Origin of the sequence: Salmonella enterica subsp. diarizonae (assembly GCF_008692785.1) — a bacterium.
GTDB classification, from domain to species: domain Bacteria; phylum Pseudomonadota; class Gammaproteobacteria; order Enterobacterales; family Enterobacteriaceae; genus Salmonella; species Salmonella diarizonae.
Genome location: NZ_VXJV01000004.1, coordinates 13,060 through 32,812 on the forward strand (window position 1 = coordinate 13,060; position 19,753 = coordinate 32,812).

The 19,753-nt window shown below is 53.3% G+C and carries 16 protein-coding genes; all 16 read right to left on the reverse strand.

Annotation, left to right across the window (positions count from 1 at the left end):
* Window positions 1-15: 15 nt before the first annotated feature.
* The 16 genes from F4V72_RS09210 to pyrH all read right to left on the reverse strand — a co-directional run bounded on the left by F4V72_RS09210 (window position 16) and on the right by pyrH (window position 19,693).
* On the reverse strand, window positions 16-1,779 hold the full coding sequence (locus tag F4V72_RS09210; protein WP_136058470.1) for a chitinase: 1,764 nt from the start codon (window positions 1,777-1,779) through the stop codon (window positions 16-18).
* A gap of 183 nt (window positions 1,780-1,962) precedes the next feature.
* Complete coding sequence (gene accA, locus F4V72_RS09215) at window positions 1,963-2,922, reverse strand: acetyl-CoA carboxylase carboxyl transferase subunit alpha (RefSeq protein WP_053508731.1); 960 nt, start codon at window positions 2,920-2,922, stop codon at window positions 1,963-1,965.
* A 12-nt stretch (window positions 2,923-2,934) separates the two neighbouring features.
* On the reverse strand, window positions 2,935-6,417 hold the full coding sequence (gene dnaE / locus F4V72_RS09220; protein ID WP_063390138.1) for a DNA polymerase III subunit alpha: 3,483 nt from the start codon (window positions 6,415-6,417) through the stop codon (window positions 2,935-2,937).
* A 23-nt stretch (window positions 6,418-6,440) separates the two neighbouring features.
* Window positions 6,441-7,037, reverse strand: coding sequence for a ribonuclease HII (gene rnhB, locus F4V72_RS09225; protein ID WP_053508736.1), 597 nt, complete (start codon window positions 7,035-7,037; stop codon window positions 6,441-6,443).
* Entirely contained in the window at window positions 7,034-8,182 is a 1,149-nt protein-coding gene (lpxB, locus tag F4V72_RS09230) for a lipid-A-disaccharide synthase (RefSeq protein WP_063390136.1), read from the reverse strand. Before lpxB ends, rnhB begins: the two co-directional genes overlap by 4 nt.
* Entirely contained in the window at window positions 8,182-8,970 is a 789-nt protein-coding gene (gene lpxA, locus F4V72_RS09235; RefSeq protein WP_053508740.1) for an acyl-ACP--UDP-N-acetylglucosamine O-acyltransferase, read from the reverse strand. Before lpxA ends, lpxB begins: the two co-directional genes overlap by 1 nt.
* A gap of 3 nt (window positions 8,971-8,973) precedes the next feature.
* Window positions 8,974-9,429, reverse strand: a complete 456-nt coding sequence (fabZ, locus tag F4V72_RS09240; protein ID WP_000210741.1) for a 3-hydroxyacyl-ACP dehydratase FabZ — start codon at window positions 9,427-9,429, stop codon at window positions 8,974-8,976.
* Between the two features lie 105 nt (window positions 9,430-9,534).
* Window positions 9,535-10,560 (reverse strand): UDP-3-O-(3-hydroxymyristoyl)glucosamine N-acyltransferase, encoded by a 1,026-nt coding sequence (gene lpxD / locus F4V72_RS09245; protein ID WP_001139265.1) that lies wholly within the window; start codon window positions 10,558-10,560, stop codon window positions 9,535-9,537.
* Window positions 10,561-10,563: 3 nt separating this feature from the next.
* Entirely contained in the window at window positions 10,564-11,049 is a 486-nt protein-coding gene (gene skp / locus F4V72_RS09250) for a molecular chaperone Skp (RefSeq protein ID WP_053508742.1), read from the reverse strand.
* Between the two features lie 122 nt (window positions 11,050-11,171).
* Complete coding sequence (gene bamA / locus F4V72_RS09255; protein ID WP_053508744.1) at window positions 11,172-13,589, reverse strand: outer membrane protein assembly factor BamA; 2,418 nt, start codon at window positions 13,587-13,589, stop codon at window positions 11,172-11,174.
* A gap of 31 nt (window positions 13,590-13,620) precedes the next feature.
* On the reverse strand, window positions 13,621-14,973 hold the full coding sequence (rseP, locus tag F4V72_RS09260; protein WP_136058471.1) for a sigma E protease regulator RseP: 1,353 nt from the start codon (window positions 14,971-14,973) through the stop codon (window positions 13,621-13,623).
* Between the two features lie 11 nt (window positions 14,974-14,984).
* Window positions 14,985-15,842 carry a phosphatidate cytidylyltransferase gene (gene cdsA / locus F4V72_RS09265; protein WP_000922422.1) on the reverse strand — a complete coding sequence of 286 codons (858 nt, stop codon included), beginning with the start codon at window positions 15,840-15,842 and terminating at the stop codon, window positions 14,985-14,987.
* A 12-nt stretch (window positions 15,843-15,854) separates the two neighbouring features.
* The gene (gene ispU, locus F4V72_RS09270; protein WP_053508748.1) at window positions 15,855-16,613 is read right to left on the reverse strand and encodes a (2E,6E)-farnesyl-diphosphate-specific ditrans,polycis-undecaprenyl-diphosphate synthase; all 759 of its coding nucleotides are present in this window, start codon (window positions 16,611-16,613) and stop codon (window positions 15,855-15,857) included.
* Between the two features lie 312 nt (window positions 16,614-16,925).
* Window positions 16,926-18,122 carry a 1-deoxy-D-xylulose-5-phosphate reductoisomerase gene (gene ispC, locus F4V72_RS09275; protein ID WP_053508750.1) on the reverse strand — a complete coding sequence of 399 codons (1,197 nt, stop codon included), beginning with the start codon at window positions 18,120-18,122 and terminating at the stop codon, window positions 16,926-16,928.
* A gap of 141 nt (window positions 18,123-18,263) precedes the next feature.
* Window positions 18,264-18,821, reverse strand: coding sequence for a ribosome recycling factor (gene frr / locus F4V72_RS09280; RefSeq protein ID WP_000622423.1), 558 nt, complete (start codon window positions 18,819-18,821; stop codon window positions 18,264-18,266).
* 146 nt (window positions 18,822-18,967) lie between these two features.
* Window positions 18,968-19,693: a UMP kinase gene (pyrH, locus tag F4V72_RS09285; RefSeq protein ID WP_000224567.1), complete on the reverse strand. Its 726-nt coding sequence runs from the start codon at window positions 19,691-19,693 to the stop codon at window positions 18,968-18,970.
* Window positions 19,694-19,753: the final 60 nt, after the last annotated feature.

Consider the following 19,753-nt stretch of genomic DNA (forward strand, 5'->3'; position numbering starts at 1 on the left):
ACAGGATTTATCTTATTACAATGCGCTCCATGCATCGGCCCAGGCAATTCCTACGCCGGGCTCATAGTAAGCTGGCGCAACATTACACCATGAGCCCGCCGGGAACGGTTTGCACTGGTACAACGCGCCATTACTGTTGACGATATCGCCTGGAATCCATTTCTGGCTGCTGCTCCAGGCAGGGTAGCTGGTGGTCTTATCTTCGTCATCCGCAGCGGCGGCCTTCGCTTTCACATTCAGCGTATAAACTGCGGTGCTGGAGAGCGTACCGTCGCTAACGGTCAGATTCACCACATACTGGGTGTCCTGAGTGACATCAGGCGCATTGAAAATCACAACGGCTTTATCCTGGCCGCTCAGCGTTTTGCCGTCCTGCGACATCCAGGTATAAGTAAGCTTGTCGCCATTCGCGTCGGTCGATCCTTCCGCGCTGAGTGAAACCGCACTACCGGCTTCCACCGCCCCGACCGGTCCGGCAATACGCGCGACTGGCGCCACGTTTTCATCCGTAACTGGCGCCGGGGATGGAGTGACATCCGGTTCAGCGGTCCCGTTATCATCGACGACATTAACGTTGAAATAATGCTGTACGCATTTCGTGTAGTCGCCCTCTTTAAAGGCGGTATACGGCGTCTGATATCCAACTAACTGGCAGGAATAGGTTTTACCGTCCGCAGTATCGGCGCTCCAGCCCCAGTCCTCCTCCCAATAGATCGGTAACGCGCCAGCGCCGCCTTCATCGAACTGCTTCATGTTTTTACAGCCCAGCACTTCGTCAGCCGGTACCGGCACTTTCAGGTAGTTGGCGAACTCTTTGTAGTAGGCGATACGGTTAAGCGACTGCGCATTCTCATCTGCCCCGCCGCACTCCACGCCGCCATTGATGATCTGAATGGTGACGCCGAAACCTGATACCAGGCCATTTGCTTTATCGCGATCGTTTGGCTGCCAGGTACCGTCAATCACATGCAGCATAGACGGCTTCGGCGGCTGCGGATAAACAAAGAAGAAGACAGCGCTTGCCAGGTTCATCCAGGTATCCGCTACCAGCTCGGGTTTATCCAGCAGTGGGCGAACGTCACCATACATCGCGTCAGAGAAAGACCCATAGTTGTAGTTATAAGAAAGCTGCTTTGCCCCGCGGCCAAAATAGCTGAGGAAGTCGCCGCCCTTATCTTTACCGCACGGCCAGGTCTGGCCCTGCCATACATCCGGGTTACATTCGCCGTTGTAGCCGCCTTTCTGCCCTTCTGTCCAGCCGACTTCGCGCAGATAAACCAGCGCCTGACGCCATTCCGGAATATCACGCCAGCTTTCGTGACCGCCCGTCTCCTGTGCGAAGTGAGCAAACATGGTTGCCAGCGTTTTACGGCAAATTGCATTGCTGTCACGCCCATCGGTATAGGTTCCGCAGACCGCCGGGAATTTACCGATGGCCTTCAGGAAGTTGCTGTAGGTATATTCCGGCGCGCGCATCGGGAACAGATAATCCCAGTCGCTCTCTTTAAGCATACTTTCGACGCGTTTTACGTTTGCCGGGTTAGCGACGCGTCCCGGGGAAATCAGTTCCACTTCACTGTTCGGCAGCGTGGCAATAGACGACTTTACCGCGTTCATTAACGGGAAATTGGTCAGGGCTTTTTCTTTTGCCGCAAGTTCGCTGGCTTTCATGGTTGCCGGTTCGCTGGCGCTCAATAAAGAGGCCGCGTGTGCCCCAGCCATACTCAACACAATTCCGGCGGCGACCGCGCTTAAGGCCATTGTTTTCCGTAATGCCATCCTAATTCTCCTTGAATATCGTTAACAGACTGCCGGCGCAAATGCGGGCAGTAGGCGCAGTTTCAGGGGAGCGGTAGACGAACGCTAATCATCAAACATCAGCGTGACATCATTTCGGCATCAGCAGGCTATAAACGAAAAAAGGGCCGACAAAGCGGCCCTTTTGTGAAAAATGAGGAGCGATTAGGCGTAACCGTAGCTCATCAGACGCTGGTAACGACGGTTTTTCAGGTCGTCTTTACTCAGCACGTCCAGATCGGCCAGGTCTTCCAGCAGTTGTGCTTTCAGCGATGCCGCCATCACTTCCGGGTTGCGGTGCGCGCCGCCTAGCGGCTCCGGAATGATGGAGTCGATAAGCTTCAGTTCTTTCAGACGCGGCGCGATGATGCCCATCGCTTCAGCGGCCAATGGCGCTTTGTCGGCGCTTTTCCACAAAATGGAAGCGCAACCTTCCGGAGAGATAACGGAATAGGTGCTGTATTGCAGCATATTCACTTTATCGCCCACGCCAATCGCCAATGCGCCGCCGGAACCGCCTTCGCCAATCACGGTACAGATAATGGGCACGTTCAGACGCGACATTTCGCGCAGGTTGCGGGCGATAGCTTCAGACTGACCGCGCTCTTCCGCACCCACGCCTGGGTAAGCGCCTGGCGTATCGATAAAGGTGATGATCGGCATGTTGAAGCGCTCGGCCATCTCCATCAAACGCAGCGCTTTGCGGTAGCCTTCCGGCGCTGGCATCCCAAAGTTACGACGAATTTTTTCTTTGGTTTCACGGCCTTTTTGATGACCAATAATCATCACCGGTCGCCCTTCCAGACGCGCGATACCACCGACGATAGCTTTGTCATCAGCATAGGCGCGATCGCCCGCCAGCTCATCAAACTCATCAAACGCCAGACGGACATAATCCAGGGTGTACGGACGCTGCGGATGGCGCGCCAGTTGGGCTACCTGCCATGCGCCGAGATCGGCGAAGATTTTGCGCGTCAGTTCTACGCTTTTTTCGCGCAGGCGATGGACTTCTTCATCGATATTAATATCCAGTTTCTCATCCTGGCGGCTTACCGCAGTCAGAGAATCGATTTTCGCTTCCAGCTCTGCTATCGGCTGTTCAAAATCAAGGAAATTCAGACTCATAGTATTCCTGTATTAGTCAAACTCCAGTTCCACCTGCTCCGAACCAATGAGGCCACGCAGATCGTTAAGTAAACGATCGCTCGGAGAGACACGCCACGTTGCGCCAAAACGCAGTCGCGCACGCGCATCCGCCCTCTGATAGTAGAGATGTACTGGAATGGTCCCCGAGCGGTGGGGTTCCAGAGACTGACGGAGTCGGTTTAAAAGCTGGTCATCAATTTGCCTGTCCGTCAGCGAGATAGCAAGCCCGCGAGCGTATTTTTCGCGAGCTTCGTCAATATCCATCACTTCGCGGGCGGTCATTTTAAGCCCCCCGCTGAAGTCATCAAAGCTGACCTGTCCGCTGACGATAAGTATGCGGTCTTTTTCCAGCAACTGCTGGTATTTATCCAGCGCGTCGGTAAATAACATCACTTCCAGACGCCCGGAACGGTCATCCAGCGTACAGATGCCGATACGATTGCCGCGCTTGGTGACCATAACCCTTGCGGCAATCACGAGCCCCGCAGCCGTGGTGACTTTACCACGTTCTGTCGGATGCATGTCTTTGAGCCTTACCCCACCGACATAGCGCTCAATTTCTTTTAAATACTGATTGATGGGGTGGCCCGTCAGGTACAACCCCAACGTTTCGCGCTCCCCATCCAATACCACCTGCTCCGGCCACGGCTGGCAGCTGGCATAGGATTGTTCAATTTGCTCCGGCTCTTCCGCCAGTACGCCGAACATATCCGCCTGACCGATAGCTTCCGCTTTGGCATGCTGGTCGGCGGCTTTCAGCGCATCGCCCAATGAGTTCATCAGCGCGGCACGGTGCGGACCCAGCCGGTCGAACGCCCCGGACATGATCAGCTTTTCCAGCACCCGGCGGTTGAGTTTTTTGGTATCGGTCCGCGCGCACAGATCAAACAGTTCGCGGAAATAGCCGCCCTGATTACGCGCGTCGATGATCGCTTCGATCGGCCCTTCGCCAACGCCTTTGATCGCGCCGATGCCGTAGACGATCTCGCCCTCATCGTTAACGTGGAAATGGTACAACCCGGAGTTAATATCCGGCGGCAGAATTTTCAGCCCCATCCGCCAACACTCATCCACCAGGCCGACGACTTTCTCGGTGTTGTCCATATCGGCAGTCATCACCGCCGCCATAAATTCAGCCGGATAGTGCGCCTTCAGCCATAGCGTCTGGTAAGAAACCAACGCATAGGCGGCCGAGTGCGATTTGTTAAACCCGTAACCGGCGAATTTCTCCACCAGGTCAAAGATTTTCATCGCCAGTTCGCCGTCGATACCGTTCTTTTTCGCGCCCTCTTCAAAAACGGAACGCTGTTTGGCCATCTCTTCCGGCTTTTTCTTACCCATCGCACGACGCAGCATATCCGCGCCGCCGAGAGTATACCCGGAAAGTACCTGGGCAATCTGCATCACCTGTTCCTGATACAGAATGATGCCGTAGGTCGGCTCCAGTACCGGCTTCAGGCTTTCATGCTGCCACTGAACGTCCGGGTAAGAGAGTTCTTCACGACCGTGCTTACGGTCGATAAAGTTATCTACCATCCCCGACTGCAACGGACCGGGACGGAACAGGGCCACAAGCGCGATCATATCTTCAAAGCAGTCCGGCTGCAGGCGCTTGATCAGATCTTTCATGCCGCGCGATTCAAGCTGGAAGACCGCCGTGGTTTCCGAGCGTTGCAGCATGTCGAAGCTTTTTTTATCGTCCAGCGGAATGGCGGCGATATCCAGCGGCGGCTCGCCGTTCTTCTCGCGCCGCTTGTTGATCATCTCCAGCGCCCAGTTGATGATGGTCAGCGTACGCAAGCCGAGGAAGTCGAACTTGACCAGCCCGGCATATTCCACGTCGCTTTTATCAAACTGGGTTACCGGATGTTTGCCCTCTTCATCGCAGTACAGCGGCGCAAAGTCGGTAATTTTGGTCGGCGCGATCACCACGCCGCCAGCGTGCTTACCGGCGTTACGAGTGACGCCTTCAAGCTTACGCGCCATATCGATTAGCGCTCTGACCTCTTCGTCCGCCTCGTAAATTTCCGGCAGTTGCGGTTCCGCTTCAAAGGCTTTTGCCAGCGTCATTCCCGGATCGGGCGGCACCAGCTTGGAGATACGATCGACAAAACCGTATGGATGCCCCAGCACGCGCCCTACATCGCGGATAACCGCTTTCGCCGCCATCGTACCGAAGGTGATAATTTGCGATACCGCATCACGCCCGTACATGTCTGCGACGTGCTCAATCACCTGGTCGCGTTTCTCCATACAGAAGTCAACGTCGAAGTCAGGCATAGAGACACGTTCCGGGTTCAGGAAACGTTCGAACAGCAGGTCAAATTCCAGCGGATCAAGGTCGGTAATTTTCAGCGCGTAGGCCACCAGCGAACCGGCCCCGGAACCACGTCCAGGCCCTACCGGCACACCGTTATCTTTTGACCACTGGATAAACTCCATCACGATGAGGAAGTAGCCAGGGAACCCCATCTGGTTGATAACCTGCAGTTCAATATCCAGACGCTCGTCATATTCCGGGCGACGCTTTTTGCGCTCTTCTTCGTCCGGGAACAGGAAAGCCAGACGCTCTTCCAGCCCCTCTTTCGACTTTTTGACCAGATAATCTTCGGTGGTCATATCGCCAGTCGGGAACTGTGGCAGGAAATATTCACCCAGACGCACCGTTACGTTGCAGCGTTTGGCAATCTCCACCGTATTTTCCAGCGCCTCCGGAATATCGGCAAACAGATCGCACATCTCGTCGATGCTGCGCATATATTGCTGCGGCGAGTAATTGCGCGGACGCTTAGGATCGTCAAGCGTGAAACCGTCGTGGATCGCGACACGAATTTCATGGGCGTCAAAATCATCGCTTTCAAGGAAACGGACATCGTTCGTCGCGACAACCGGCAAACCGCGAGTTTCAGCCAGTTCGACCGCGGCATGCAGGTATGTCTCTTCGTCCTGTCTGCCGGTGCGGATCAGTTCCAGAAAATAGCGATCGGAAAAATGCGCTTCATAGAAGGCAACGCACTCCTCCACCAGAGCCTGGTTGCCGCGTAGCAAACAGCGGCCTACATCACCCATGCGCCCGCCGGAAAGCAGGATCAAACCTTCTTTAAGCTCTACCAGCCAGTCGCGATCGATAATCGGACCTGCCGCACCGTAGCCGCGCTGATACGCTTTCGAGATCAGCAGCGTCAGGTTCTGGTATCCCGTATTATTCGCCGCCAGTACCGTCAGGTGAGTCAGTTCATCTCCCAACAGTTCGTTGTGAACGTTAAAGTCCGCACCGACGATGGGTTTAATGCCCGCACCATGACCCGCTCCGTAGAACTTCACCAGACCGCAGAGGTTAGTAAAATCGGTGATCGCCAGCGCAGGCATACCTAATGAGGCCGCCTTTTTCACCAGCGGCCCGGTCTTCGCCAGCCCATCGATCATAGAGTAGTCGCTGTGCACCCGCAGGTGGACGAAACGTGGTTCAGACATCTTCAGATTTCTCGATACAAGAATCAGGACGCAAGTCCGAGAGCGCGTTTAACAGGCGCAAAGCTGCGTCGGTGGTGCGCCGTCGCGCCATACTGTGCCAACTTTTCCAGATGAAAAGCGGTTGGATAACCTTTGTGTTGCGCAAAGCCATACTGAGGAAAAACGATATCCAGCGCCGCCATTTCGGCGTCACGGGTGACTTTCGCCAGAATAGAGGCCGCGCTAATCTCCGCCACGCGGCTATCGCCTTTCACCACGGCCATTGCCGGCACCGGCAGATCCGGACAGCGATTGCCGTCGATCAGCACATACTCTGGCGCAATATGCAGACCGGCGACAGCACGCTGCATCGCGAGCATTGTAGCGTGCAAAATATTCAGTTCATCAATTTCATGCGGCTCCGCTCGCCCCAGACTCCAGCTTAACGCCTTTTCTTTAATCTCGTCATACAACGCCAGACGACGCTTTTCAGACAATTTTTTGGAATCATTCAGACCGACGATCGGGCGAGCCGGATCGAGGATCACGGCGGCGGTCACTACTGCGCCCACCAGCGGGCCACGGCCCACTTCATCCACACCCGCCACTAAATGGGTGTGTGGATAAACAAATTCGATCATTGTGCTAACTCCAGAACGGCATCTGCCGCCTGCTCATCGGCATTACAGCGGATCTGCTGATGCAGTTCACGGAAGGTGTCGTGCATCGCATGGCTGGTTTTACCGTTCGCCAGTAGCGGCAACAGCGCTTCGGCGAGTTTTTGCGGTTCGCACTCCTCCTGCAACAGCTCTTTGACTAATTCTCTTCCCGCCAGCAGGTTAGGCAAAGAAACATACTCGGTTTTCACCAGACGTTTCGCCAGCCAAAAAGTGAAGGGCTTCATACGATATCCCACCACCATCGGGCATTTTGCCAGCATGCACTCCAGCGCCGCTGTACCGGAAGCCAGCAGTGCCGCATCGCTGGCAACCATCGCTTCACGCCCCATCCCGTCCAGCAAATGAACGGCGAGATCCGGCGCAACCTCCGCTTTAATTTTTTCAAACTGTTCGCGGCGTTTCGCGTTCACCAGCGGCACTACCACTTCCAGATCGGGATAGCGCTGTCGCAGCAATTGTGCGGTTTTCAGGAAATCGGCGCTGAGCATTTCCACTTCCGCGCCACGACTGCCCGGCAGTAACGCCAGACAATGAGCGTTATGCGGGATACCCAGCACGTCGCGCGCCGCATTTTTATCCGGGTCCAGCGGCATTGTATCCGCCATGGTGTGACCGATAAAGCGGCACGGGACGTTAAATTTATCGTAAAACGCTTTTTCGAAAGGCAGAAAAGCCAGCACCATATGGGTGGATCTGCCTATTTTGAAAACGCGTTTCTGTCGCCAGGCCCACACGGACGGGCTGACATAATGAATGGTCTTGATCCCTTGCTTTTTCAGATTACCTTCGAGGGTAATGTTGAAATCAGGGGCATCAATCCCGACAAAGACATCGGGCTTGAGTTCGGTAAAACGGCGGGTCAGATCGGCGCGGATACGCAGCAAGCGGCGTAAACGTCCGAGCACTTCAACAATGCCCATGACCGCCAGTTCTTCCATTTCGTACCAGGCTTCACACCCTTCAGCCTGCATACGCGGCCCCGCAACGCCCACAAAACGGGCGTTGGGTACGCGCGCTTTCAGCGCACGAATTAAGCCTGCGCCAAGAATATCGCCGGACGTTTCGCCGGCGACCAGAGCAATCGTTAAAGGACGCTGTGCCACCATTAACGAATCGGACCGCGCGTTGAACGCTCAAAGAACTCGGTAAACGCCTTCACTTCCGGATGCTTTTCAGCAAGTTCAGCGATTTCCTGCTTCGCTTCGTCGAGCGTTTTACCACTGCGATACAACAACTTATAGGCATTACGAATCGCTACCAGCCCTTCACGGCTAAAGCCGCGACGCTTCAACCCTTCGATATTTACCCCGAACGGCGTCGCATGGTTACCCTGCGCAATCACATATGGAGGAACATCCTGCGCTACGCCGGAGCAGCCGCCGACCATCACATGCGCACCGATAATGCAGAATTGATGAACTGCCGTCATACCGCCGATGATCGCAAAATCATCGACTGATACGTGCCCTGCCAGCGTGGCGTTGTTGGCGAGGATACAGCGATTACCTACCGTACAATCATGTGCGACATGCGCATTGATCATCAGCAGATTATCGCTACCCACCTTCGTCAGCCCACCGCCCTGCACTGTACCACGATGAATGGTGACGCTTTCGCGAATGCGGTTACGATCGCCAATTTCCACACGGGTCGGCTCACCAGCATATTTCAGATCCTGGTTCACTTCGCCGATGGAGGCAAACTGATAAATCTCGTTGTCGCGGCCGATTTTGGTTTGACCATTCACGACCACATGAGACTTCAGTACGGTTCCCTCACCAATTTCGACCTGCGGCCCAACAATACAAAAGGGACCAATGTGGACATTAGCGCCAAGTACAGCGCCGTCTTCCACAATGGCGGTAGGATGAATAAAGGCGGATTTATCAATCACGAATCAGGCCTCCCGGCTACGAGCACACATCATGGTTGCTTCGCACACAACTTTACCGTCGACCAGCGCAACCCCTTTAAAGCGGGTCAGGCCACGACGCGTTTTCTCGAAAGTGACTTCCATGATCATCTGATCGCCTGGCACAACCGGACGCTTAAAGCGCGCTTCATCAATACCCGCGAAATAATACAGCTCACCGGGCTCCAGTTTACCGACGCTTTTAAACGCCAGAATACCAGTTGCCTGCGCCATCGCTTCCAGAATCAATACGCCTGGCAAAATTGGTTTGCCCGGGAAATGCCCCTGGAAAAACGGCTCGTTGACGGAGACATTTTTCACCGCACGCAGAAAACGCCCTTCTTCAAAGTCCAGCACGCGATCGACCAGTAAAAACGGAAAACGGTGCGGCAGAAGCTCTAAAATCTCTTCAATCTGCAGAGTATGAGTGTTAGTAGTCAAAATACTCTTCCTGTCCAAATATACAAAAAGGCAATAATAACACGGCCTGCCGCAATCGTATGAATGTGACAGGCCGGAAAAGAATGGCAACTACAAGGCGAAACGTTAGTCTTGTTGATTAACCTTGCGCTCAATCGCTTTGAGACGCTTGCTCATATCATCAATGTTCATCACCAGTGCAGCAGTTTTACGCCATACTTTGTTGGGTTGCAGCGGAATGCCTGAGGAGTAGACGCCCGGTTCCGTGATGGGACGCATCACCATACCCATGCCAGTTACCGTGACTTTGTCGCATATTTCCATATGCCCATTGATCACGCTGGCGCCGCCAATCATGCAGTAACGGCCAATCTTCAGGCTACCCGCCATAATGACGCCACCGGCAACTGCCGTATTGTCGCCAATCACGACGTTATGTGCAATCTGGCACTGATTATCAATAATCACGCCGTTGCCAATAACAGTATCATCCAGCGCGCCACGGTCAATGGTGGTACAAGCGCCGATCTCGACACGATCGCCAATAATGACCCGGCCCAGTTGCGGGATCTTCACCCAGTTGCCACGATCGTTAGCGTAACCAAAACCATCCGCGCCGATCACCGTACTGGACTGGATCAGGCAATTCTCACCGATCTGAATGTCGTGGTAAATCGTTACGTTCGCCCACAAGCGTGAACCCGCCCCGATTTTGCTATTTTTTCCGACGAAACAGCCTGCGCCGATAACCACGTTATCGCCCAGTTGTACGCCAGATTCAATTACCGCATTCGCGCCGACTGAAACATTGCTACCCAGCGTTGCCGTCGCATCAATCACTGCGCTTGGCGCGATATTCTGCGCGGGCTGCGGCGTGGTGTCTAAAATTTGCGCCATGCGCGCGTACGTCAGATAGGGATTTTTCACGACTAACGCTGCGCTTTTTGCGAACGGAAGATCGTCCTGCGTCATCACAACCGCAGAAGCCTGGCATAAACCTAAGTGTTCACGGTACTTAGGATTCACCATAAACGTAATGTGGCCTGTTGTTGCAGATTGCATGGACGCAACGCCGGTGATGACGATATCGCCATCACCGTGTAATTCTGCATCCAACTGTTCTGCTAAGTCAGCCAGTCGAATTGAAGGCATTACTTATTTAACCTGTTTCAGTACGTCAGCGGTGATGTCTTTCACATCGCTGCTGTTGTAAGCAACGGTGTTCGCGTCTACCACCAGATCGATGCTCTGGTCGTTAGCCACTTTTTTCACCGCAGTCTGGATACGAGTCACCAGTTTGCCGCGTTCTTCGTTGGAGCGACGAGCGCGATCTTTCTCAAAAGCCTGCGCTTTTTGCGCGAAAGTCTGGCGCTCAGACATCACGTCTTTTTCCAGCTTAGTACGATCGCTGCCTGCCTTCATGGATTGCAGACGCTGCATTTTGGATTGCAGATCGGTTTCCATTTTTTGCAGTTCAGCCGCACGGCCTTTAAACTCGTTTTCCAGTGTATTGGATACACCCGTCTTCTGCGCAACCTGTTGGAACAGATTACCCATGTTGACGATTGCAATTTTGTCAGCAGCCTGTGCGGACGTTACCATCGCCAAACCAAGACCTGCAGCTAATAACCACTTTTTCACAATAAACTCCTTACCATCCCATTTGCACCCGAAGGTACAGCTCTTTGCGTGGCCTGGCGATCCCTGAAGGCATCGCCAAAAGTCATCGCTACACTACCAATGCATTCCTTTGCAGTGAACAATTACCAGGTTTTACCAATGTTAAACTGGAACTGCTCAGCTTTGTCTCCATCGTACTTTTTAAACGGCTGGGCGTAGGAGAAGACCAACGGCCCCAATGGGGACATCCATTGTAATGCGATACCCGCGGACATACGGATGTTGCTTGGATCGCTGTAGTCCGGCACACCAGCAGCCCGAGTCTGGCTAGTGTCTTGCCAGTTTGTATCCCAGACGGTACCCATATCCCAGAAGAAGGAAGTACGCACCGAATTAGCATATTTCTCACTGATAAATGGCGTCGGCGTGATAAATTCCAGGCTAGCGACCGCCATGGCGTTACCCCCTACCGCATCGTCTGAATCACATACCCCACCATCAGTACGGGAGCAATCTTCGTAGTTATCTCCATCACCCGAGTGTGCACCAGATTTATAGACCGCTTTCGGACCAATGGTATTAGACTGGAAACCACGCACAGTACTTGAGCCCCCGGCATAGAAGTTTTCATAGAACGGCATCTCTTTACTACCGATTCCATCCCCATAACCCCAGCGCGTACGACCCAGAACTACCCATTTGTGATCGTTATCGATTGGTACATAGGTCGCGGTATCCAATGTCACTTTATAGTATTCATTATCAGACCCCGGAATTGTCACTTTACCCGTCAGGTTAACTCTTGAGCCATCCGTCGGAAAATAGCCACGGTCCAATTTATTGTAGGTCCAGCCGTAGTTAAAGGTGAAGTCATCTGCAGCAAAGCTACTGCTGTCATCATGTCCCATCGACTCAAGATAACGGTCCATCGCTATCTGAGGCTGCATATTGGACAGGGAGTTATGCACATACCCTACGCCCGCGCGCAACGTGTTGTACTCGTTGATGGGGAAGCCAAGCGTTACATCCGTACCGTAACTCTTGTTGGTATAGTCGGACAGATCCGCATCGTCCGCCTGGAAGTCGTTATAGAAGATACGACCACCGAGGCTCACGCCGTCAACGGTAAAGTATGGGTTAGTAACGGACAGTTCGCTGTAGGTCTGGTAGTCGTTTTTGGTTCCGTTAATCCCCACGGAATAGCCTGTACCTAACCAGTTGTCCTGCTGAACGCCGGCCTGGAAGCTAACGCCGCTTTCTGTACCGTAGCCAATACCGAAGTTGAAGCTACCGGTATTACGCTCTTTCACCTTGTAGACCACATCCACCTGATCCGGGCTGCCCGGAACGCGCTGCGTATCGGTATCAACGGTTTCAAAGTAACCCAAACGGTTCAGACGCTCTTTCCCCTGGTCGACCAGATCGCTGCCCAGCCACGCCCCTTCCATCTGACGCATTTCACGGCGCAGAACGGAATCTTTTGAGGTATCGTTGCCTTCAAAACGGATCTTACGCACGTAGAAACGGTTACCGGCATCGACGTTAACGCGTAATTTAACGGTCTTGTCGGCGTCGTTAATTTCAGGCTGTGACTGCACGCGCGGATAGGCGTAACCATAGCGACCGAGAAGCTTTTTGATGTCATCTTCCATTTTGGTCACTTTGGTGCCGTTATAGAGCTCGCCCGGTTCAATTTTCGTCAGGTTCTCAATTTCAGCGGAATGCCCGGCCAGGTTACCGCTCACCTGAACCCCGGAAAGCTTGTACTGATCGCCTTCGGTGATATTGACGGTGATGTAGATCCCTTTCTTATCCGGCGTCAGACTCACTTGCGTAGAGTCAATATTGAAACGCGCGTAGCCGCGATCCAGATAGTAACTGCGCAAGGTTTCAAGGTCGCCCGCCAGCTTCTGCTTCTGATATTTACGATCGCCAACGACGTTCCACCACGGCACTTCGTCACGCAACTGGAAATGAGAAATGAGTTCTTCGGTGCTAAAGGCATGGTTACCGACGATGTTGATCTGTTGGATCTTCGCCGATACGCCCTCCTGGAACACCAGTTTAAGATCAACACGGTTGCGCGGTAGCGGCGTTACAACCGCCTTAACGCTGGCGCTGTATTTACCTACGCTATAGTAAAAGTCTTCCAGCCCTTTTTCGATATCAGACAGCGTGGTGCGATCCAGAGACTCGCCAACACGTACGCCAGACGCTTCGAGGTTTTGCTTGAGCATGTCGTCTTTCACCGATTTGTTACCGGAGAAAGTGATGCTGGCAATGGTCGGACGTTCTTTTACCTGAACCAGAAGGGTATCACCATCGCGCAGGACGCGGACGTCCTCAAAGTTGCCGGTGGCGAACAGAGCGCGAATGGTGTTACTGATATCTTCATCATTAACCGTGTCGCCTGTGCGCACCGGCATACTGAGGAGAGCCGCACCAACGGCGACTCGCTGCAGGCCTTCGAAATGAATGTCCTTCACTACGAACCCTTCAGCACCGTATACGGTGGCGCTGCTGAACAGCAGCGACGCTATGAGCAACTTTTTCATCGCCATCGTTATTATGCGTTCTTCCTAACTAACTCTCTTACAACCGAGAGAAATCATTGAAAAGTGCAAGCCCCATTAACAACACCAGCAAAATCGAGCCAATGCGATAACTAAAGTCTTGAACTCGCTCGGATACCGGCCCGCCCTTAAGCTTTTCAATCGCCAGGAACAGCAGATGCCCCCCGTCAAGAACGGGCAGCGGAAACAGGTTGATTATCCCTAAGTTCACGCTGATTAGCGCAAGGAACATCAGGTAATAAATCACCCCGAACTCCGCTGACATCCCAGCCCCCTGAGCGATAGAAATCGGCCCACTGAGGTTGTTCAGTTTCACATCACCGGTTATCAATTTACCCAGCATACTGACCGTCAGCTTCATCAACTGCCACGTCTTATCCGTGGCTTCGAGGATGGCGCTAAAAGGCCCATACTGGCGTATAGTCTTGTACTCTTCCGGCAGAGGAATAATTTTAGGCACCACGCCTGCAAAACCTTCCGCCTTTCCGTTAACCGATTTCGTATCCGGCGTTAACGTCAACGACAAGGCGCTCCCCTGCCTTTCAATCTCTAACGCTAACGGCTTACCGGGATTATCGCGTACAAACGTAACGAATTTCATCCACTGCGTTAACGGCTGACCATCGACTTTAACGATCCTGTCGCCCGCTTGCAAACCCGCTTTACTGGCTGCGGAATTCGCCTGCACTTCTGACAGTACCGGTTCGATCTGCGGCCCGCGGGGCCGAATCCCTAAAGAAGATACAGGATCTTGCTTATCAGGCTCAAATGCCCAGTGACGTAAATCAAGCGTTTTGTCCTGCCGCTGGTCGCTGCCAAAGGGCGCGACGCTCACCGTCGTCTGCTGGTCGCCAATTTTGGACACCAGTTGTAAACGCACGGCATCCCAATCAGGGGTTTCGATACCATCAACGGCTTTAAGTTCCGTACCAGGCGCAATTTGCGCCTGCGCAGCAATCGAGTTGGGCGTTATTTCGCCAACGACCGGATGAACGCCAGGGACGCCGATGATAAAGACCAACCAGTAAGCAAAGATAGCAAAAATGAAGTTCGCCACCGGACCTGCGGCAATAATTGCGGCGCGCTGGCCCACCGTTTTGTTATTGAAGGCGTGACGACGCAATTCCGGCGCTACCGGTTCGGCGCGCTCATCCAGCATTTTGACATAGCCGCCCAGCGGGATCAGGGCGATGACATACTCGGTACCATACCGGTCAGTACGGCGCCAGAGCGCTTTGCCAAAGCCGATGGAAAAGCGCTCAACACGCACACCGCAGCGCCGGGCAACCCAGAAATGACCAAATTCATGCACAGTGATCAGCACGCCCAGTGCGATGATGAATGCAGCCAGATTCCAGAGAATACTCAGCATAAAACCTTCCGTTAGAGCGTCCTGAACACCAGTAGCAACAGGCAAGCAAAGACCGGTACAGCCGCCGTCAGGCTGTCAATTCGGTCCAGAATACCGCCATGTCCTGGAATCAAGTGGCCGCTATCCTTAATTCCTGCTTCGCGCTTAAACATACTCTCGGTGAGATCACCCAATACGGAAGCCAGTGCCGCAACCACAGAGCAAATCAACAAGATAACAGGCGCAACATTCAGATTCGCCCACATACCGTAACCCCATGAGATCACAGCAGCCGTAGCAAGCCCGCCGATAAACCCTTGCCAGGTTTTACCCGGGGAAACTTTCGGCGCCAGCTTATGTTTGCCAAACAATTTACCAAACATATACGCGCCGGAGTCCGCTCCCCAGACCAGGATCATGACATAGAGTAGCCATATTGCGCCACTGTAATGATTCTCGTCATAGTGCCAGGCACGCAGCGCCAGCATTCCCCAGAAAAATGGCACGATAGTTAACAGGCCGAAAATGAGGCGCAATGTTTTTGAGTTGCGCCAGATTGCCGCCGAACCGGGATAAAATAGCACCAGCAGTAGTGCGACAACCCACCAGCCTAACGATGCCCAAAGCGACATCTCAACCAGCGGTTGACGAATGTTGTGATGATACTCAGGCAACAAAAATAGCATCAGCGCCAATAACAGACCACACAGCACCGCCAGCCAAACCCGCTGTGAACGCGCGGCGAAACCGCTTAACTGTCCCCATTCCCACGCGGCCAGCATACAGACAACCAGCGTAATAATGGCGAACCCCACCGGCGGCAATAAAAAAAGCGCAGCGATGACCGCGGGTATTAACACAAAAGCAGAAATCAGGCGATACTTCAGCAAAAGCAACCCCCATCAGGCTGTGTCATCACCAGGCTCGGTACCGCCGAAACGACGCTCTCGATTAGCAAAGGCATGCAGCGCACCTTCAAAGTCTTGTTCATCGAAATCGGGCCAAAGAACATCCGTAAAGTAAAGTTCGGCATAGGCAATTTGCCAAAGCAAAAAGTTACTAATGCGATGCTCTCCCCCAGTCCTAATTACTAAATCCACAGGCGCCAGCTCATGCATACAAATTTGCTGGCCTAGTCTCTCTTCATCAATCTGATCGGGGCGCAGCACTCCAGCCTGCACCTGTTCCGCCAGTTGCCGGACTCCCTGGACAATATCCCAACGTCCGCCGTAGTTCGCAGCAATATTCAGCGTTAACCCCGTATTACGGGCGGTAAGCGCTTCTGATTTGCGAATACGTTCTTGCAAACGTGAGTTGAATCGACTGATATCGCCGATAATACGCAGGCGAACGTTATGGCGGTGCAGGCTTTTGACTTCGCTATCCAGCGCCCACACGAACAGCTCCATTAACGCGCTCACTTCCTGCGCCGGTCGGTTCCAGTTTTCACTACTAAAGGCATACAGCGTTAACGCATCAATACCGTTATTGGCAGCAAAAGAGACCGCTCGCCGGACGGACTTCGCCCCGGCTTTATGCCCGAAGGCCCGGATCTTCCCTTGCTTTTTCGCCCAGCGACCATTGCCATCCATAATTATTGCAACATGACGGCAGCCATGTGCTGACAAATTTTCGCTTACTGGTTGAGTTGCAGACAACATAACGCGTTTTTTGTCCCTGAAAGGATTTAGCGGTACTCAGGAATACTGAAGCCTTTATACACATTCTCTTCGGTCCGCTTCGCTGATGACTGCGCGTCATCGCCCCTGTCGTGCGCTGTCCGCGCACGCCGGGAACGTATTCGCCTGCCGTCCCGATGCGTCCTGAATGATTTTGTGTATCCACAAAAAAGCCGTGTAAAACCACGGCTAACCTGACCGAAAAAAGCCAAAAACCTGCGATCAGGTGGCGCAGACTATATCACCGAAGCCCAACGCTAACAAATAGCACGATCTTCTGTCGCGGGATAATCGTCAGCGTGAGAGCCGTATCACTTGTTTTCTGGCTACCTCACGCGCGATGGCGTCAACCTGCAATACGTCATCAACGCTTGCCGGTTCCTGTAAATCCATCCTCTCCAGCACCGCTAAATTGAGCCCGGCGATATCGGTAAAACGAATCTGTTGCGCCAGAAACGCGGCAACGGTGATTTCGTTTGCCGCATTGAGCGCCGTCGTTGCCGCCTGACCTTGCTCAAACGCCTCCATCGCCAGCTTCAGGCACGGATAACGCTGATAATCTGGCGCGCTAAACGTCAGCGCGCTGAGTTTGCAAAAATCGAGCGGCTGCGCGCCGGACGCAACGCGATTCGGCCATGCCATCGTATGCGCAATAGGCGTACGCATGTCAGGTTCTCCAAGCTGCGCCAGGACGCTGCCGTCCTGATAACGCACCATCGAATGAATTACCGATTGCGGATGGATCAACACTTCCATCTGACGTGCGCTGGCATTAAATAACCAACGCGCTTCAATGTATTCCAGACCTTTATTCATCATGGTGGCGGAGTCGACGGAGATTTTTCGCCCCATCGACCAGTTCGGATGACGACATGCCTGATCCGGCGTCATCGCTGCCAGATCGCACATTGGCGTTTCACGAAACGGGCCACCAGACCCGGTAAGCAAAATCGACGTTACGCCATTTTGCTCAAGGTCAGCGTATCCCAGATTATGCTGAATAGATTGCGGCAAACTCTGAAAAATCGCGTTATGTTCGCTATCGACGGGTAAAAGCCGGGCGTTGCTGCGTTTCACTTCGTCCATAAACAGCCGCCCGCAGGTCACCAGCGATTCTTTATTCGCCAGCAGAATCGTCTTCCCTGCGCGAATCGCCGCCAGGGTCGGCAGTAAACCAGCCGCGCCCACAATGGCCGCCATCACATGCCCGACCTCATCAAGCGCCGCCATCTCACAGGCAGCCTGCTGACCGCTCAAAACCTCGGTGCGGCTGCCATGCTGCTGAAGCATTATTTTGAGCTGTTCTGCGCTCGACGTATCATCCATTACGGCATAACGCGGCGAGAACTCCAGGCACTGCTCCGCCATGCGGGCAACATTTTTACCCGCCACCAGCGCGACAACGCGGAAGCTATCAGGATTATGGCGCACCACGTCCAGTGTGCTGCAACCAATAGAGCCGGTCGAGCCCAGAATGGTTAATTGCTTCATGAAACGTCCAGAAGTGTTGAAACGGGATAAAAAGCAAAGCGCCGCACAGGAGACCTGATAATGTCTTCTGCGCGGCGCTTTGTACACCACTCATCCGCCAGGTTTAGCGGTGGAATGAGTTTATATCTGCGTACAGATCAATCAGAACTGCATCAGTTCTGCTTCTTTATCTGCCAACGCCGCATCAACTTTTTTAATTGCCGCGTCGGTCATTTTCTGTACTTCTTCCTGAGAACGACGATCGTCATCTTCACTGATCGCTTTATCTTTCAGCAGAGCTTTTACTTTATCGTTCGCATCACGGCGTACGTTACGTACGGCGACACGCGCCTGCTCCGCTTCGCCACGGACAATTTTCGTCAGATCTTTACGACGTTCTTCGGTCAGCGGCGGCAGCGGAACGCGAATGTCGGTGCCCGCAGAGCTTGGATTCAAACCGAGGTCTGACGCCATGATCGCTTTTTCAACGGCAGGCCCCATAGAGCGGTCAAATACGTTAATTTTTAAGGTACGGGAGTCTTCTACCGTTACGCTTGCCAGCTGACGCAGCGGGGTCGGAGTGCCATAGTACTCTACGACAATACCATCCAGCAGGCTGGGAGAAGCACGACCCGTGCGCACTTTGCTGATTTGGGTTTTGAACGCTTCAACGCATTTTTCCATGCGTACTTCAGCATCTTTTCTGATATCGCTAATCACGTTACGAATCCTTGAAAACTAGTCTCAGTCAGACCAGACGGTCACACAATACAAAGATGTGCTAAGTATAGTCTCGTTTAATTTCTGCCAGGTAATAAGACCCGTCAATAGAACAGAATCTTACCTGTATTTGGCGCTCACGGGAATTATTCCGTGATTAGCGTCCCTTCTTTTTCGCCCATCACCACACGACGCAGCGCGCCCGGTTTGTTCATGTTGAAAACACGAATCGGCAGTTTGTGGTCACGAGCCAGCGTGAACGCCGCCAGATCCATCACTTTCAGCTCTTTATCCAGCACTTCGCTGTAGGTAAGCTGATCGTACATGGTCGCGGAAGGATCTTTTGCCGGATCGGCAGTGAATACGCCATCCACTTTGGTCGCTTTCAGTACGACATCCGCTTCAATTTCGATCCCGCGCAGACAGGCTGCTGAGTCGGTAGTAAAAAACGGGTTACCCGTACCTGCAGACAGAATCACAACTCGGTTATTACGCAGCAGGCTGATCGCCTCGGCCCAACTGTAGTTGTCGCACACGCCGTTTAAAGGAATTGCCGACATCAGGCGGGCGTTCACATAGGCGCGGTGAAGCGCATCACGCATTGCCAGGCCGTTCATTACGGTGGCCAACATGCCCATGTGATCGCCCACAACGCGGTTCATCCCCGCTTTTGCCAGACCCGCGCCACGGAACAGGTTACCACCGCCAATCACCACACCAACCTGAATACCCAGTTCAACCAGTTCTTTGATCTCCTGAGCCATACGATCCAGTATGCTTGCATCAATACCGAAGCCTTCCGTACCCTGCAGAGCTTCGCCGCTTAATTTAAGCAGAATGCGTTTATAGACGGGTTTTGCATTGGTAGCCATGTTTCTTTCCTGAGACTGTCAACGATTGATATGAGTTAATTCCGGCGACATTGTACGTCG

What these genes read in the sequence shown, in the direction of transcription:
- F4V72_RS09210 (WP_136058470.1), bottom strand. Translation starts at nt 1,779, where the DNA reads ATGGCATTACGGAAAACAATGGCCTTAAGCGCGGTCGCCGCCGGAATT.
- accA (WP_053508731.1), bottom strand. Translation starts at nt 2,922, where the DNA reads ATGAGTCTGAATTTCCTTGATTTTGAACAGCCGATAGCAGAGCTGGAA.
- dnaE (WP_063390138.1), bottom strand. Translation starts at nt 6,417, where the DNA reads ATGTCTGAACCACGTTTCGTCCACCTGCGGGTGCACAGCGACTACTCT.
- rnhB (WP_053508736.1), bottom strand. Translation starts at nt 7,037, where the DNA reads ATGATCGAATTTGTTTATCCACACACCCATTTAGTGGCGGGTGTGGAT.
- lpxB (WP_063390136.1), bottom strand. Translation starts at nt 8,182, where the DNA reads ATGGTGGCACAGCGTCCTTTAACGATTGCTCTGGTCGCCGGCGAAACG.
- lpxD (WP_001139265.1), bottom strand. Translation starts at nt 10,560, where the DNA reads ATGCCTTCAATTCGACTGGCTGACTTAGCAGAACAGTTGGATGCAGAA.
- bamA (WP_053508744.1), bottom strand. Translation starts at nt 13,589, where the DNA reads ATGGCGATGAAAAAGTTGCTCATAGCGTCGCTGCTGTTCAGCAGCGCC.
- rseP (WP_136058471.1), bottom strand. Translation starts at nt 14,973, where the DNA reads ATGCTGAGTATTCTCTGGAATCTGGCTGCATTCATCATCGCACTGGGC.
- ispU (WP_053508748.1), bottom strand. Translation starts at nt 16,613, where the DNA reads ATGTTGTCTGCAACTCAACCAGTAAGCGAAAATTTGTCAGCACATGGC.
- ispC (WP_053508750.1), bottom strand. Translation starts at nt 18,122, where the DNA reads ATGAAGCAATTAACCATTCTGGGCTCGACCGGCTCTATTGGTTGCAGC.
- pyrH (WP_000224567.1), bottom strand. Translation starts at nt 19,693, where the DNA reads ATGGCTACCAATGCAAAACCCGTCTATAAACGCATTCTGCTTAAATTA.